At 67.6% G+C, this 16,904-nt stretch carries 12 protein-coding genes; 5 read left to right on the top strand and 7 right to left on the bottom strand.

What is annotated here, in order from left to right:
* Nucleotides 1-17 precede the first annotated feature (17 nt).
* On the bottom strand, nucleotides 18-1,604 hold the full coding sequence (locus tag ABEA50_RS28375) for a DNA polymerase Y family protein (protein WP_345499365.1): 1,587 nt from the start codon (nucleotides 1,602-1,604) through the stop codon (nucleotides 18-20).
* 193 nt (nucleotides 1,605-1,797) lie between these two features.
* Entirely contained in the window at nucleotides 1,798-2,490 is a 693-nt protein-coding gene (locus ABEA50_RS28370) for a hypothetical protein (protein ID WP_345499562.1), read from the bottom strand.
* A gap of 899 nt (nucleotides 2,491-3,389) precedes the next feature.
* Between ABEA50_RS28370 and ABEA50_RS28365 the strand changes: the two genes are divergently transcribed.
* Both ABEA50_RS28365 and ABEA50_RS28360 read left to right on the top strand, forming a co-directional pair.
* Nucleotides 3,390-4,325, top strand: a complete 936-nt coding sequence (locus tag ABEA50_RS28365) for an alpha/beta hydrolase (RefSeq protein WP_345499364.1) — start codon at nucleotides 3,390-3,392, stop codon at nucleotides 4,323-4,325.
* Nucleotides 4,326-4,628: 303 nt separating this feature from the next.
* Nucleotides 4,629-5,756, top strand: a complete 1,128-nt coding sequence (locus ABEA50_RS28360; protein ID WP_345499363.1) for a serine/threonine-protein kinase — start codon at nucleotides 4,629-4,631, stop codon at nucleotides 5,754-5,756.
* 221 nt (nucleotides 5,757-5,977) lie between these two features.
* Here the strand turns inward: ABEA50_RS28360 and ABEA50_RS28355 are convergent, their stop codons facing one another.
* Together ABEA50_RS28355 and ABEA50_RS28350 are read right to left on the bottom strand one after the other, a co-directional pair.
* Complete coding sequence (locus ABEA50_RS28355; protein ID WP_345499561.1) at nucleotides 5,978-6,613, bottom strand: response regulator transcription factor; 636 nt, start codon at nucleotides 6,611-6,613, stop codon at nucleotides 5,978-5,980.
* Nucleotides 6,614-6,986: 373 nt separating this feature from the next.
* On the bottom strand, nucleotides 6,987-8,429 hold the full coding sequence (locus tag ABEA50_RS28350; protein ID WP_345499362.1) for an ATP-binding protein: 1,443 nt from the start codon (nucleotides 8,427-8,429) through the stop codon (nucleotides 6,987-6,989).
* Between the two features lie 212 nt (nucleotides 8,430-8,641).
* Between ABEA50_RS28350 and ABEA50_RS28345 the strand changes: the two genes are divergently transcribed.
* Together ABEA50_RS28345 and ABEA50_RS28340 are read left to right on the top strand one after the other, a co-directional pair.
* The gene (locus ABEA50_RS28345; RefSeq protein ID WP_425577730.1) at nucleotides 8,642-10,087 is read left to right on the top strand and encodes a PspC domain-containing protein; all 1,446 of its coding nucleotides are present in this window, start codon (nucleotides 8,642-8,644) and stop codon (nucleotides 10,085-10,087) included.
* Entirely contained in the window at nucleotides 10,080-10,325 is a 246-nt protein-coding gene (locus ABEA50_RS28340; protein ID WP_345499360.1) for a hypothetical protein, read from the top strand. Before ABEA50_RS28345 ends, ABEA50_RS28340 begins: the two co-directional genes overlap by 8 nt.
* A 98-nt stretch (nucleotides 10,326-10,423) precedes the next feature.
* Here ABEA50_RS28340 and guaA read toward each other — a convergent pair whose 3' ends face one another.
* On the bottom strand, nucleotides 10,424-12,001 hold the full coding sequence (guaA, locus tag ABEA50_RS28335) for a glutamine-hydrolyzing GMP synthase (RefSeq protein ID WP_345499359.1): 1,578 nt from the start codon (nucleotides 11,999-12,001) through the stop codon (nucleotides 10,424-10,426).
* A 234-nt stretch (nucleotides 12,002-12,235) separates the two neighbouring features.
* Here guaA and ABEA50_RS28330 point away from each other — a divergent pair, with 234 nt between their 5' ends.
* A complete protein-coding gene (locus ABEA50_RS28330; protein ID WP_345499357.1) occupies nucleotides 12,236-13,105 on the top strand; it encodes an alpha/beta fold hydrolase in 870 nt (289 codons plus the stop codon).
* 672 nt (nucleotides 13,106-13,777) lie between these two features.
* Here the strand turns inward: ABEA50_RS28330 and ABEA50_RS28325 are convergent.
* Entirely contained in the window at nucleotides 13,778-14,947 is a 1,170-nt protein-coding gene (locus ABEA50_RS28325; protein WP_345499355.1) for a GuaB3 family IMP dehydrogenase-related protein, read from the bottom strand.
* A gap of 312 nt (nucleotides 14,948-15,259) precedes the next feature.
* Nucleotides 15,260-16,804 (bottom strand): IMP dehydrogenase, encoded by a 1,545-nt coding sequence (gene guaB / locus ABEA50_RS28320; protein ID WP_345499354.1) that lies wholly within the window; start codon nucleotides 16,802-16,804, stop codon nucleotides 15,260-15,262.
* Between the last annotated feature and the right edge of the window lie 100 nt (nucleotides 16,805-16,904).

The following is a 16,904-nucleotide window of genomic DNA, read 5'->3' as shown; positions in this document are numbered from 1 at the left end:
GGACGAGCCCGAATCAGTCAGTCGTAAAGCCCTTCGGCATGCCAGGTTTCGGCGTGATAGAACAGCAGCAGCGCGCGGACCATGGCGGGCTCGGCGTCGAGCTGCACCTGGGCTCGCGCGGTGAAACCGGCGGATGCGTCCGGCACCCACCAGCGCTCGTCTACCGGCCACGGCCCGGCCCATCCGGTCAGCGACCACTCCTTGCTGCCCCACCGCAACCGGGCCGGTCGCGCACTGAACACGGCACGCTCGGTGATCCGGATCGTGGTCCCGTCCTCGGCGCACAACCGCACCGGCGGACGATGTGGCAACAGCACCGACGGCGCCGGCTCCGGTAGCCGTCCCGGCCACGGCAGACCGGGATCGGACTCGGGCACCAGCTCACCACCCAACGCGACCATGGTGATGCGCTCCCCCGGCCCACGACCGCCACTGAGCACCCCGATACGCACCGCCTCGCCACCGAGCAACCCCTGCACCCGTACCAACGCGCGCCGCGCACGCTCGTCTTCGGCGCCCTCTCCTCCCCACAATCCGAGCTGCAACGCACCCGCCGCGACCACCTCGACCGGCACCAACCGCAGCAGGGTGATCGGCGCGGTGGGTCGGCCGTCGCGCCGGGTGAGCCAGCCGTCCAGCTGCCACCGCACCCGGTCCATGGTGTCGTCGGGGGTGAGCGGTCGCGCACACCGCCAGATCCTGGAAAACTCCTCGCCCGCTTCGGTTTCCGCGAATATTGACAATCTGGTGCAGGCCAGTCCCTCGGCGGCGAGCACAGCGTGCAGGCGGGTGGCGAGTGTGCGGCCCGCGAACGCCGCCGCATCCACCCGATCGATCGGCGGGTCACAGCGATAGTCCACGGTGAGCTCACGTGACGGCGGCCGCACCGAGGGTGGGCGTTCCGGTTTCGCCAGCGCACAACGGTGCGCGAGCACAGCGTCCGCACCGAAGCGGGAGGCCACCTCACCCGGCGTCAGCGCCGCGAAATCGCCGACCCTGCGTAACCCCAAACGGTGCAGCAGATCTACGAGCTCGACACGGGCCGAAGTGGCCATGCTGGGTTCCACCGCGAGTTCGGTGATCGGCAGCGGCGCGAGAAACCCGGCGCCGCCGTTCTCCGGCACGATCGCCGACCTCCGGGCGGCGATCACCGCGGTGGACAGTTCGTCGGCGATACCGACCTGTGCTTCCGCGCCGACCGTCGCCACCGCGTCGATCAACCGCTCCGCCGCCGCGGCCTCGGATCCGAAGTAGCGCGCCGCACCACGCGCGCCCAGCACGAGCAAACCGGGACGTAGCACCTCCACGCCGGGCACCTCCGCGTCGACCGCCGCGAACACCGGCTCGAACAAGCGCGCGTCCTGATCCGGATCAGCTTGCGCGAGAAACAATTCCGGACACCGCGACTGCGCTTCCCTGCGTCGCAGCCCACGCCGCACCCCCTCGGCCCGCGCTGTCGCCGAACACGCGACCACCCGGTTGCCGAACAACACCGCCACCGGCCGAGTCGGCGGCAGTTTCGCCTGCGCCGCGGCGGCGACCGCGGGCCAGTCCGGGCACCATACCGCGATGATCCGTCCCGAACGAGGCCGAGGAGACGCCATCACACCGCACTGTCCCGCATGACCATCGCACGACCCGACAGGCCACACCACACTGCCGCCGAACGGCAGCCGACCACACAGCCCCCACATCGAGCAGCCGAGGGCCGGGACGCCACCCACGCTCGCACCGACCCGCGACGAGATCGCCGACCACTCGGCGCCGCCTCGACCTTCGACATCGCCCGCATACCGCTCATGACACCGCTTCCCATGCGGCGCCGGATTCGGCTGTGCGGGAATCGATACCGGGTTCCCGTCGCGTCCACTCCACGCCACCCGCGCAGGGCCGCAACTCCAGGCGACCGCGCCGAGGTTGCCGCGCCTTGGCCCGCACCTCGACCTCGAGACAGAGCGAACGGAGCCGGCCACGCCCGTGACCGAGGCCGGCATACTCCGCGACGCGCGCGGTGAGGTCGAGGGACGCGCCGCTCCACTGCCCGTCGGTGACGACGAGGGTCGCACCCTTGCTGCGCGCCCGCGCCGCGAGCACCCGGGTTCGCGCGGGCGGGACGGCCGCACCACGCAGACTGAGTACCACCAGGTCGAGCCCGTCGAGCAGAACCGAGGCCACCTCCACCGGATCGGGGCCGGGATCGGCGACCACCGCCAGGCGCGGCAGGTGCGCGCCCATCTCCACCGCGGCGAGCAGGCCGAGTCTCGGCATCCCGATCACCGCGGCATGCCCGCCGTCCGCGGTCACCGCCGCGAGCAGACCGGCAAGCAGCGAACTCGCACCCCGATAAGCCACCACCGACCCCCGGGCCAGGCCACGATCGGGCAACAGCCCCGCAAGGGCGGACGGCACCGATACCGTCTGCCCGCTCGACTCGGCGTCGAGCGGAATCCGCTCGGTCATCCGCGCCCCGCGCACGGGCACCGCGGCCATCCTGCCGCGCAACTCCCGCAGCTCGTCAGGCCCTACCACCCGCCGTCTCGTGGCCGAGGCACCCCGACCATCCCCCACCTGCGCTAGCGCATCCGAACCCATCACTACCACCTACTTCCCACGATGGACCCGCGACGACACCGAGACGGCGACCCCACGGCACAGAGTTCAGCACCGATCCAGCTATCGATCTTAATCGAATATACGTTCGATATCCGTCCAGTAGAAACCGACCCCCGGGTTTCGTCAAGGGCGACACCGTGGCCGATCACCACCCCCCCGAACCGGAGGGTCCACCACCTCACGCGACAAGCCGACTACAAGCAACTTCAGGCGAGGGCACAGATCCGGACTCCCCTTCCGTGCAACGTCACCGCACCACCGCCCCGTGCACGCTGCTGCCGTGCAATGCTTCGACCGACAGGGCGCGCAATTGCGCGCGCCGCCACGATCTCAACCGTCGGTAGCCGAGCGGCAGCTAATCGCGCCCGCAGGTCGGCGTTGATCGCATGGACTCGAAGGCGTGCACGGCATGAGGATCGGACACGCGAACTCCTGGCGTCGTCGAAACCACACCCCCCGAAGACGCTGACCCCGCGGTGACGCACACCGACCCAACCGTCTCGGCAACGATCTCCGCACGCAGTGGGTTCAACGATGTCACCGAAAAGCATTGCGGTAGTTGGTATATCATTTTCCACCCCTGAAAATACACAGCCGGGAACATCCCCATCGTGCGCTTAACATCGTTCCCCTCCTTAGCTTTTCAACGTTAGGCGCGCAGCGTGATGGCCAATGAACGGTCTTCGATTTCCCGAACCGCCCGAGCGGGTAGCACGGCACACCATCGTTGGCCGAAAACTCGAAAGTTGTTGGCGGCAACCGGTATCACGTGCGCCATGCTCTGCGGGGCCATGCTCGCCCCACCCAGCGCGCAGGCGCAGGCACAGATCGATCACGTCGTCAAACGCACCGACCGATGGCTACAGGTTTTCGTCAACTCGTCCGCCATGCGCCGAATCGTCCCCGTGGATGTCCTACTCCCCGCCGATACGAACACACCAAACCCCACCCTCTACCTCCTGGACGGCAACGGCGCACAGGAATCCGCTGGCCAGAGCACATGGACACTGAAGACCGATGCGGTCGAATTCTTCGCCGACAAACCGGTCACCGTGGTGCTGCCCGTCGGTGGCGGCGGCAGCTTCTACACCAACTGGCTACGCGACGACCCGCAGCTCGGACACAACCAGTGGGAAACCTTCCTGACCCGAGAACTGCCCCCACTGATCGACGCCGAGTTCCACGGCAACGGCGCCAACGCGGTGGCGGGCATCTCCATGGGCGGTCAGGCGGCGATGACACTCGCCTTCCGGCACCCGGACCTGTATCGCTCGGTCGGCTCCTACAGCGGCTGCCTGTTCACCGGAGGAATCGGCCAAGCCTACGTTCGAGGAGCCGTCGCCGATCGCGGCGGTGACGCCGACAATATGTGGGGCAAGGCGACCGATCCGCAATGGAGCGCACACGACGTCAGCGATCACGCCGACGGACTGCGCGGGAAAGCGCTGTACATGTCGGCCGCTCTCGGCGTGCCTGGCTCGACCGACAAGACTTTCGACGCCGAACTCGGCTGGCCGTTCAACGAGGCGGCGGCGATCGCGATCGAGAAAGTCGCCCACGACTGCACCCTCGCCTTCGGCGCCAAGCTGCGGCTGGAGAAGATTCCGGCAACCGTACAGAAATACCTGATCGGCACCCACTCCTGGCCGTATTGGCAGCGACCACTCCACGATTCATGGCCGGTACTCGCCGGTGGTCTCGGCCTCGGCTGATCCGAGCGACACCGAGCCGATCGAACGCCGCGCCGAACAGAACGACGGCAGCTGCGGGGCAAGCATTTCAGCATCACCCCAGCAACCGACCGGAACCGGAGACGCGTGCGACACTCGATCGGAAGAAATGGACCCCGACTTCGCCGAGGGCGCGTCGGGCACGCCCAGCGCACCCCGCGCCCGCACACAAACCCGCGACGAAATCCGCCCGACCAGTCATCCTGGCGGCTACGGCGCCGACCGACCGGTACGAGGTGGTAACGAATCCGGCCAGCTACCCCGATTTTCGGCTACCCTCGCACCGTGACTGAACGCTCTCGCCCCTTCGTCGGCCCGGATTACCTTGTCGCGGGCCGTTATCGCCTCCAGTCCAAATTGGGCGGCGGTGGCATGGGCGCGGTGTGGCTCGCACACGACCGTCTACTCGACCGCGACGTCGCCATCAAACAGGTGCTCACCACCGAAGGGCTGGACGAAGCGGAAGCGAACGAGATCCGCGAGCGGATCCTGCACGAAGGTCGCGTCGCCGCCAAGCTCTCCCATGATCACGCGATCGCCGTCTACGACGTGGTGCTCGAGGCAGGTGAACCCTGGCTGGTGATGGAGCACTTGCCCTCTCGCAACGTCGCGCGGGCACTCGCGTTGGTCGAGCGCCTGCCCGAAATCGAGGTGGCGCAGATCGGCGCACAGGTCGCCGACGCGCTGGCCACCGCGCACGCCGTCGGCATTGTGCACCGAGACATCAAGCCGGGCAACATCCTTGTCGCCGATCGCGGCGACATCGTCGGCATGGCCAAGCTCAGTGACTTCGGTATCTCCAGGGGCGCCGGCGATCTCACCGACGAGCCGGACGGCGTGATCACCGGCACCCCCGCCTACCTGCCGCCCGAGGTCGCGCGCGGCATGAAGCCGACCGAGGCCAGCGACGTATTCTCCTTCGGCGCAACGCTGTACACCATGCTCGAAGGCCAGCCGCCGTTCGGTCTGGACGAGGACACCGATGAGACGGTGCGCCGCGCCGCCATGGCGCAGATCATTCCGCCCGAACGCAGCGGGGTGCTCACCCAGACCCTGCTGCACATGATGGAACCCGCGCCGCAACGTCGTCCGACCATGGCCGAGGCGAGGGACGAGATCCTCACCGCCGCTTTCGGTCCCGGCACCGGCCCGCAGATCATCGGCATTCCGCTGCGCACCGAGGACGGCACCATCCCGGCATGGGCCGCCCGTAATTCCGCCGCGGGCCTACGCAGTCCGCACTCGGCACCACTGCCCCGCCCCTACCGCGCACCCGCCGGTGCGACGGCGGGCACACCGCCGCGCAGGTTCAATGCCCAACCCGCCCAAGCGAGTAACGCCCCACTGGCCATCGCGGTCGGCCTCCTGATCGGGCTGATCATCATCATCGCCGTCATCGTCGCGATGATCTGACCGGCACAGCGGCAACCTGTGACGCGAGTAGACGAGAACACCGGCACGACGCCGAAACACCGGCCAGCGCAATGGTCCACGTGTCATGCCGGGCGTTCTCATCGCCGTGTTCGCCTATCTCCCGACCACCCAATTGCGCACGGCCGCTCCGCCATCTCGACCGGTGAACTCGAGTTAGCAAGCAGCCCATGGGGTTCGCGCATCGAGCACGGAGCCAGCGCTCAATCGATGCGGCGGCGATGCGCCCAGCGGGTCAGCGCGTTGCGGTTGGACTGCTGGGTCTTGCGCAGCACGTTGGAGGCGTGGGTTTCCACCGTTTTCACGGAGATGAACAGGGATTCGGCGATCTCGCGGTAGGTGTAGCCGCGCGCGAGCAAGCGCAGAACCTCCAGTTCACGCGGGGTCAGCGAATCCAGTTCCGGGTCGAGCGGTGGCTCCGGCGCCGGCGAACGCCCGGTGAACGAGTCGAGCACGAATCCGGCCAACCGCGGGCTGAACACCGCGTCACCGCCCGCCACCCTGCGAATACCCTCGGCCAACTCGGCACCCGAAATCGTCTTGGTCACATACCCTCTCGCGCCCGCCCTGATCACGGCGATCACATCCTCCGCCGCATCGGACACGCTCAACGCCAAACACACAGGGCCGTCGTCGATCCCCGTAAGCACCGCCACCCCACCACCTTCGGGCATGTGCACATCGAGCAACACCACATCCGGGCGCTCGGCATTGATCCCGGCGACAGCCTCGGCAACGCCGCCCGCCTCGCCGACGACTTCCATATCAGGTTCCCTGCTCAGTTCCGCCCGCACACCTGAACGAAAGACGGCGTGATCATCGACGAGAAAGACCCGCACGGTCACCTACTTCTCCTCATCCACGGTGGAACAAGCCACCCTGACAGCGCCGATCGGCGCGGCCGTCGACCCTTCATCGGTACCACACCGCGACACACCCGAAAACCATCTCACCGGAGCACCCCGGCGCACCGGTCGTGCCGCGACCGTTCGTACGGCACCCACCGGCCGACCGCGTGGATCCCGCAGGCCACTCCGATGCGCGTGCGACAGTGGACGAACCGACGCCACACCGCACCCGTACGTCGATCGAGCCCGCGCCGCCCCAACGTCGGTCACACGAACGGTCGCCGTGTCGGCACCGGCCGCCGAAGCGACCATGCGAACGGTCATTCCCGCGAATCCAAGGGCCCGCACCCCGGCCCCTTCCCAGTCACAGTGACTGCGCACGGTCGACCTGTTCATCGGCGTCGGAACGCTGCACACCGTCGAGATCCGCTGCCGCACCGTCATTCTCCGCTTCGGGACCGCCGGAATCCGTGCGCGGCATGATGATCCGCACCTCCGTGCCACGGCCGAGGGTGGACTGGATCTCCACCTGACCACCGCGACGCTCGATCCGACCCCGAATCGACTTCGACAATCCCCGCCGATCCTGCGCCACCGCCGCCACATCGAACCCGGCGCCGCGGTCGCGCACGAAGACACTCACCCGGTGCGGTTCGGTCTCGGCGAACAGGTCGATCTCCGGAACGCCCGCGTGCTTGGCCGCGTTCACCAACGCCTCCCGACCCGCACCGAGCAGCGCGGTGAAAACCTCCTTCGGTAGGCCGTACCCGGTGCCGCCGCTGTCCATCGAGACATCACCCACCGTCACCGGCGCCACCTTCACCCCGTACTGGTCCTCCACCTCACCGGCGATCGTGCGCAACGCGGCGGCCAGACTCGAATGAGCCGGACCGGAATCGTCGAACAACCACTTACGCAGCTCGCGTTCCTGGCTACGGGCCAGCCGAAGCACCTCCTGCGAATCCCCGGCCTGCCGTTGGATCAACGCCAAGGTCTGCAGGACCGAGTCGTGCAGATGCGAGGCGATCTCCTCGCGTTCCTCGTTGCGAATACGCGCGGACCGTTCGGCATTGAGCGCACGCATCATGCGCAACCACAGCGGAACCGTCAGCAGACCCGCCCCGACCAACGTCACCGCCACCGCGATCAACGCCGACCCGAGCGAACTCACATCGATCCTGGCCAGCACCACCACACCGAGCCCTGCCACGATCAACGTCACCCCGGCGACGATCCGCGACCAGGTCACCACCGTGGGACGGACCGGAAGACCGAGCAGCGAACGCGGACCATCGGCGTCGTATTCGCGCCACACCAGCGCCGCGCCGACGGTCACCACCACGATCGGCACCAACACCTTGCCCGCGGTGCCGCTGAGCATCCACGCGACCCCGACGGTCAGCCCCACCCCCAGCAACGCCAGTCCGATGGCTTGTCGCCGCTCGGTTCCTGACGGCTTGACGGTGTCGGATCCGCTCGGCGTGAAGATCCACAGCAACCCGTACGCGACGACACCGGCGCCGGCCAGCGCGGAAAGCAGCACGAACGCGATGCGCACCTTGAACACGTCGAGTTGCAGGTGATCGGCGACGCCACCGGCGACACCCGCGACGATCCTGCCGCCGGAACGACGATGCAGCTGTGCGGGTTCCGATTCGTCGACCAGCGGGGGCGCTTGGCCGAATCCGCGCGCGGCGGCGAGCTCACGCGCCGCGGCGAACTTCCTGGCATCGAATCCCCCGGCATCACGCACGCGAGGGTCGAGCCCAGGAACAGACGGGTACATGCCCTCGATACTGACACGCATCGCGCAGGTCAGCCATCAGGAATCACCCTGATCTCCGAGGTCTCGCCGAAGCCAGACCCCCGCTGCGAACCCGCTCATGTGGGCGTCACCGACGAATTACCCGTTTCATAGCCGAGAATTTGCCGGAGTAGGGGACAATTCAAGGAGATCAGGAGTGGATTCAGGGTTCCCCCCGATGTGGAGATGTGGTGATCGAGCCCACCATGGAGAACATGACGAAGACGAGCTTCGGTGATCAGCTCCAGCAACTCTGGCGTACACGCCCGGTCCGGCTGCCCAAGCAGGGGCCGGTCGCCGGCGTCGCGGCGGGATTCGCCCGTCGCTACGGCGTCGACCCGGTGCTGGTGCGCATCGCGTTCGTGGTGTCGACCATCTTCGGCGGCATCGGCATCGTGCTGTACCTGGTGGCCTGGCTGTCGTGGAGCGCGGCGGGTGAGTCGGTGTCGGCCGCGCAATCACTGGTCGGGCGAGGGCACAGTAGCCAGTCGCCGACGAAAACGATCGTCCTCATCGTCGCGCTCGCCATCGCGGTCACCACGACGGGACCGGCCTGGATCGGCCTCGGCGGGTCCGGCGTCATCAGTCTCGGATTGATGCTCGCGGGCTGGTGGATGCTGTTTCTGCGGACACCGGAACCACCGCAGGGCACCTCGCAACTCGACGCCTTCGCCCCCGACGAACCCCTCGCGGGCACCGGCTATCCGGGAACAGTCTTCCCGCAGGGTGCGCCCGCGCCAGGCTACGGCCAGCCGGTGTACTCCCCGTACACCAAGCTGCCCGACGCCTACGTCCCCCAGTCCCCCGAGGCGCCGAGCACCGACGACACGGTCGTGCTGACCAAAGATCCCACCCAGACCGTCGACAGCACGGCGACCGCCGACCCCGGTCCGGTCTCCCTCGGTAAAACCACCTCGGCACCGGGCACCGAACACCGCGAATCCCCCACGCAGACCGCCACTTCCCCGTCCACCGGCACACGAACGACACCGCCCGCGTGGGATCCGCTCGGTGTCGCCCCGCTCGCCTGGGACCTGCCAGAACCACCACAGACCCGCACACCCGTCGCACCACCGCCGCCGAAACGCCCCCGTTCCCGGCTGACCCCCGTCGTGATCGGTCTCGCCATCCTCGCCGCGGCGGGAGCGGGCGCGTTGGCCTCCGCCGGAGTGGAGTGGATGACACCGGGGCGCATCGCCGCCACCGCGTTGGTGGTGATCGGCTTCGGCCTCGTACTCGGCGCGTTCCTGCGCCGCGGCTACGGCCTGCTGGTACTCACCGCCCCGCTTGCCGGATTCGTCCTCCTGGCCTCGGCGATCGGGCCCGTCGAATTCGACAGGACCGCGATGGGCGAACACACCTGGGCACCAACCTCGGCCACCGAGCTACAACCGGAATACAGGGTGATGATGGGCACCGGACACCTCGACCTGCGGGGTTTGCATCTGACCGAGAACAAGTCGGTGGATGTCACGGTGCAGATGGGTGACGTCGACATCCTCCTGCCGGAGAACATGACGGTGCGCACCGCCTGCACCACCAGCATGAGCGAGGCGACGACCTGCGTGGACGGCCTCAGCGGCCCACAAACCCCCGGCGCACCCGTCCTCGACCTGAATATCGAAAGCCGCGCGGCAAACGTGGAGGTCAACCGTGGCTAAGAACCAAACCCCCGAGCCCGACACCGAATCGACCACCGACCCCACCGAAAAGCCTTCCTGCGGTGGCGGCCCCTCGTTCTCCCTACTCATCGTCGGCCTACTCGCCCTAGCCGTAGCCGCATGGGCTTTCATCGGCCCCCACGCCCTCCCCACCACCTCGATCCCCCTCGGCTGGGTCGCGGTAATAGCAGCCGTCGTCATCGGCGCCCTCCTGGTCCTCTCCCCCCGCCGCCGCTGATACACACACCTTCAGGCGGACACCGAATTCGCCAGCGAATCAGCATGGCCCGTCCGAAGGGACGGGCCATGCTGATTTTCCGGTGATTGGTGCGCGGGCTACTCCCACTCGATGGTGCCCGGTGGCTTGCTCGTGACGTCGAGGACTACGCGGTTGATCTCGGCTACCTCGTTGGTGATTCGGGTGGAGATGCGTTCGAGGACGTCGTAGGGCAGGCGGGTCCAGTCGGCGGTCATCGCGTCTTCGCTGGAGACCGGGCGCAGGACGATGGGGTGACCGTAGGTGCGGCCGTCGCCCTGGACGCCGACGCTGCGCACATCGGCGAGTAGCACCACGGGGCACTGCCAGATCTGGCCGTCCAGTCCGGCGGCGGTGAGTTCTTCGCGGGCGATCGCGTCCGCCTTGCGCAGGGTGTCCAAGCGGTCGGCGGTCACCTCACCGACGATGCGGATGGCCAGGCCCGGCCCGGGGAACGGTTGGCGCGCAACGATTTCCTCCGGCAAGCCGAGCTCACGGCCGACCGCGCGCACCTCATCCTTGAACAACAACCGCAACGGCTCGACCAGCGCGAATTCCAGGTCTTCTGGCAATCCGCCGACATTGTGGTGGCTCTTGATGTTGGCGGTGCCGCTGCCACCACCGGACTCGACCACATCCGGGTACAGCGTGCCCTGCACGAGGAACTCGACCTTCGGTGCCGCGGCGTTGTCGCCGGTGCCTTCGGCCTGCACCACCTCGGAGACCGCGTCCTCGAACGAGCGGATGAACTCCCGCCCGATGATCTTGCGCTTCTCCTCGGGGTCGGTGACGCCCTTCAGCTCACCGAGGAACTGGCCGACCGCGTCGACGGTGACCAACCGAGCACCGGTCGCGGCGGTGAAATCCTGCTGCACCTGTTCACGTTCCCCGGCACGCAACAGGCCGTGGTCGACGAACACACAGGTCAGCCGGTCGCCGATGGCGCGCTGAACCAGCGCACCCGCGACCGCGCTGTCCACGCCGCCCGACAACGCGCAGATCGCGTGACCGTCACCGACCTGTTCACGCACCCGCTCGATCAGCGAATCCGCGATATTCGCCGGTGTCCACGAGCCCGGGATGCCCGCGATCTCGTGCAGGAAGCGGCTGAGCACCTGCTGACCGTGCGGGGAATGCAACACCTCGGGGTGATATTGCACACCGGCGAGACGCCGCTCGGTGTCCTCGAACGCGGCCACCGGCGCCCCACTGGTCGTACCCGTCACCTCGAAGCCGGCGGGCGCGTCCGTCACGGCGTCACCGTGACTCATCCACACCGGCTGCACAGTAGGCAGCCCGCCGTGCAGGACACCGCCGTCGACGCTGAGGTCGGTCCTGCCGTATTCCCTGGTCCCGGTGTGCGCGACGGTGCCGCCGAGCGCACGCGCCATCGCCTGGAAGCCGTAGCAGATACCGAACACCGGCAGACCGAGATCGAACAACCGCGCGTCCAACTGCGGGGCGCCGTCGGCGTACACACTGGCGGGGCCACCGGAAAGGATAATGGCGAGCGGCTCGCGGGCAGCGATCTCCTCGATCGAGGTGCTATGCGCGACCACCTCGGAGAACACGCTCGCTTCACGGACCCGTCTTGCGATCAGCTGGGCGTACTGCGCACCGAAGTCGACAACGAGGACAGGTCTCTGGGATTGGGCCACGGCCCTAGTTTAGTGACGGGCGCGTCGACCCGATCATCAGGCTTGCCGCCCGCGCGGACCCACGCCGAACATCAACCAGCAAACCGACTTCCGGCCATCCCCGAAGCCCCTGTGGCCTGAAGCCACCGGAAGAATCGATGGTGAATGCGACAAATCGGAGCGCCCATACGGATTAAACATAAGTGTGAGCCAATCGGCTGCCCGTTCGCGCGGTTGCTGGTTATCCTCTAGCTCGTGCCATTCGCCCGCGCGATCGATGCCGACATCCACTACGAAGACAGCGGCGGAAACGGCCCCGTGGTGCTGTTAGCACACGAATTCTTCATGGACAGAACGATGTTCGCCGCACAGATGGCGGCTCTCGCCCCGGAATATCGGATAGTCTCCTGGGACGCGCGCGGGCACGGCGACACCAGGGACGAGGGTTTGCCGTTCACCTATTGGACCGCGGCACGCGACGCGCTCACCGTCCTCGACCATCTCGGCGCCGAACAGGCGGTCATCGGCGGGTCCGCGCAAGGCGGCTTTACCGCTTTGCGTGCCGCTCTGCTTGCCCCGGAACGCATTTCGGCGCTGATCCTGATCAGCACCGAGGCCAACGGCCCCACCCCGAGGCAATCGGAGGAGACCAAGAAATTTCTGGACAAGTGGTACGACGACGAATCACGTGCGGGCGCGGCCGACCAGTTGGCGTCCTGGCTGATCGGCGACGACGACCGGCACCGGAGGATCTGGAGCACTCACTGGCAGATGCGCAGCCGGGCGGGTATCGACGTCGCGGCCGGGTGCCTACTCAGCCGCGAATCCGTGGTGGAGCGGTTACCCGAAATCACCTGTCCCGCGTTGGTTATCCACGCCACGCACAGCGGAATCACCGATGATCGCGCCCGCGAACTCGCGCACGGAATCGCCGACTCGACCTACCTCGAGATCGCGGGCGCACGTCCTGCGGTAACCATGACCCACCCCGAGCCGGTGAACAGCGCGATCCGTCAATTCCTGCACACGTCACTGGTACCGGGTCGATCCCGCCCGAGCGTCAGCGGCGAGCGCGGTTTTCGACGCCACTCCCCGCTGCTGCGACACGAACCGCTCGAGTACTGATGCTGAACCACTCCGAACGAACACCTACTCGACACAGGGTCGGTGACGCACCGCGCCGAAGTACTACCCGGAACTGTCGCGCACCGATGTGCCCGAGTGCCGCACATCCTGCCGACGCGCATCGACCAAGCAACTCGTCATCGAGTGCGTCGATTGACCCGATCAGGTCGGGCAACCGACTGCGGCAGACGACCCCGTGGTCAGGGCCGCGATAACCCCCGCGAGCAGTCCTAGCGCGCATTCCGCGGACCCCGCGACACCTGGGCTCGCCGTGGGCGACGCGGGCTCAACGGGGACCGCCGCTGTAGCCGGCGCCGCACCGAGGCACAGCGCGGCGGCGACCATGACACCGGCAGTTGCCGAACGCATTTTTTTGCGCATCATGAAGCGCCCCTCGAATCAGATGTCGTTGATCCCCGACCGTCGATGACATTACGCAGGCGCAGTCGCGGCGGACAGCCATCGATACTCGGGGCTGGGACACACCCAACCGCAGCACTCCGTGCACATGAGATCGCAGTACTCGACCATCGACACATCGAACGGCGACGCAAGATCCAACGAACCGAACTGGCCGCCCGAAGGACCGTAGGGCACCGCTCGAGGCCCGGCTCATCGGCTCGGCCCAGCGCGAAGTTCGACGTCGAACCCCGTTACACCGACACGAGCCGTTCAGGCGCGAACGCTGAGCCCGACACGCTGGAACTCCTTCAGGTCGGAATAACCGGCCTTCGCCATCGAACGACGCAGCCCGCCAACGAGATTCAACGAACCGAACGGGTCGTCGGAGGGACCGTAGAGCACCCGTTCCAGGCTCGGACGCACCGAATCGGCGGCCTCGTCGGTATCGCCGCCGAGGTCCCAGGCATCGTCGACATGCAGCAGCGAACCGCGCGGCACCGAGGGGTGCGCCGCGGCCGAGGGCCAATACCAGCCGCGACCAGGCGCCGAGTCCGCCGCCGCGAGGGAAACACCGAGCATGGCGGCGTCCGCACCACACGCGATGGCCTTGGCGATCTGACCCGACGTCGAGAGGTCACCGTCGGCGATCACGTGCACGTAGCGGCCACCGGTCTCGTCCAGGTAGTCGCGGCGCGCGGCGGCGGCGTCGGCGATCGCGGTCGCCATCGGTACGCCGATGCCGAGCACCTCACCGGTCGTGGTCGCACCCGGGTAGGAGCCGTAGCCGACGATGACGCCCGCCGCACCGGTGCGCATCAGGTGCAACGCGGTGCGGTGATCGCTCACCCCGCCCGCCACGACCGGCACATCGAGCTCGGCGATGAAGGTCTTGAGGTTCAACGGTTCACCGTCGCCGACGTGTTCGGCGGAGATGATGGTGCCGTGCACCACGAGCAGGTCGACACCGGCCTGAAGCAAGGCGGGGGTGAGCGCCCGCGCGTTCTGCGGGCTCACCCGAACCGCCACGGTGACGCCGGCGGCACGCACCTGCGCGACGGCGGCGGCGAGTAGGTCCGGCTGCATCGGCGCGGCGTGTAGCTCCTGCAACAGTCCGATCGCGTGTCCGTAGCCGCCCTTGGCTACCAGTTCGAGCAGCTGATCGATCTTCGCGGACACATCGGCGTGCCGCGCCCACAGTCCTTCACCGTTGATCACGCCGAGTCCGCCGAGGCGGCCGAGTTCGATCGCGAACTCCGGTGACACCAGTGCGTCGGTCGGGTGCGCGAGCAACGGGATTTCGAACCGGTAGGCATCGAGTTGCCAACCCACCGACACCTGCTTGGACGATCGGGTCCGGCGGGAGGGGACGATGTCGATATCGTCCAGCTCATAGGTACGCCGGGCGGTGCGGCCCATGCCGATCTCAACCATGTCGCGCACGCCAAATCTCCTTGTTCATGGCCGCGCTGGCGCGGCGAGGGTTCACCGGCCCCAACGTCTCGCCGCCAGCGCCGCTTTCGTTTCGCGGCCTGGCCACGTTGTGCACGCGCGGCGATTGTCGTGCACACGTGCTCACGACCCGTGAGGTCGTCGCCATCCGCCGGATCCCGACGCACACCACACCGAACCAGGTCGGCGGGCGGTCGCGTCGGTGGTGCCCGCGGCGGCGAGCCGGGTGTTCGCGCGGGTCAGCGCACGAACAGGTCATAGTTCATCACGGACCGACCGGTACCGTACACCAGCCGGGACCGATCAGGCGCGACCAGTGTAATTCGGCGCCTCAACGGTCATCGTGATGTCGTGCGGGTGGCTCTCCTTGAGTCCCGCTGCGGTGATCTGTACGAACTGGGCCTGCTGCAAGTCGGCGATCGAATGCGAACCGGTGTAGCCCATCGCGGCACGCAGACCACCGGTGAGCTGATGGATCACCTGATCCACCGGTCCGCGGAACGGCACCCTGCCCTCGATGCCCTCGGGCACCAGCTTGTCCTCGGCGAGCACGTCGTCCTGGAAGTACCGGTCCTTGGAGTAGGACTTGGCCTGTCCCCTCCCCTGCATCGCGCCCAGGGACCCCATGCCGCGGTAGCTCTTGAACTGCTTGCCACCCACCAGGATCAGCTCGCCCGGTGATTCGGCGGTACCCGCCAGCACTGAACCGAGCATCACCGTGGACGCACCGGCCGTGATCGCCTTGGCCACGTCGCCGGAGAACTGGATGCCACCGTCGGCGATCACCGGAACACCGGCGGCCTTGCAGACGGCGACAGCCTCGAGGATGGCGGTGATCTGCGGCGCGCCGACACCGGCGACCACGCGGGTGGTGCAGATCGAGCCCGGCCCGACACCCACCTTCACCGCGTCCGCGCCCGCCTCGACCAACGCGGCGGCACCGCCGCGGGTGGCGATATTGCCGCCGACGATCTGGATGCGGTCGCCGACCTCGGACTTGACCTTGGCGACCATCTCGAGCACCTGCACCTGATGGCCGTGCGCGGTGTCGACGATGAGGACATCGACGCCGGCGTCGGCCAGTGTCATCGCACGCGACCACGAGTCCTCGCCGACACCGATCGCGGCACCGACGAGCAGCCGTCCGTCGCGGTCCTTGGTGGCGTTCGGGTACTGATCGGTCTTCACGAAGTCCTTGACCGTGATCAGCCCGCGCAGCCTGCCGTTGCCGTCGACGATCGGCAGCTTCTCCACCTTGTGTCGACGCAACAGTCCGAGCGCGGCCTCGGCCGTCACGCCCTCTTGCGCGGTGATCAGCGGCGCCTCGGTCATCACCTCGGCCACCCTGCGGCTCTGGTCCACCTCGAAACGCATGTCCCGGTTGGTGATGATGCCGACGAGGGCGCCGGTCTCATCCACCACGGGCAGACCCGAGATACGGAACCGCGCGCACATCGCGTCGACATCGGCGAGCGTGTCGGAGGGGCGACAGGTCACAGGGTCGGTCACCATTCCCGCCTCGGACCGCTTCACCGTCTCCACCTGCGCGGCTTGGTTGGCGGCGGACACATTGCGATGCAGCACGCCCATGCCGCCCGCGCGGGCCATGGAGATGGCCATCCTGGCCTCGGTCACCGTGTCCATCGCCGAACTGACCAGCGGTGTGCGCAACCGGATCTCACGGGTGAGTTGACTGGAGGTCTCGACGGCGCTGGGGATGAGATCCGAAGCGGCGGGCAGCAACAGCACGTCGTCGAACGTGAGGCCGAGCATGGCGACCTTGTTCGGGTCGTCGCCACCCGTAGGAGGGCGTACTTCGATGCGTTCGCCCGTTACGGGATTACTCATTCGGATCGACCCCTCCTGGACGTCGAAAGCAATCGGCGTGGGAACAACCGACGCCGTGGCAAATGATTGGGATGTGCGGTCAGGTTCAGCGGGTACTTCA

This window comes from Nocardia callitridis (assembly GCF_039543305.1).
GTDB lineage: Bacteria > Actinomycetota > Actinomycetes > Mycobacteriales > Mycobacteriaceae > Nocardia > Nocardia callitridis.
Note: the sequence above shows the minus strand (reverse complement) of the source record. Positions and strands in the feature narration are given on the sequence as shown.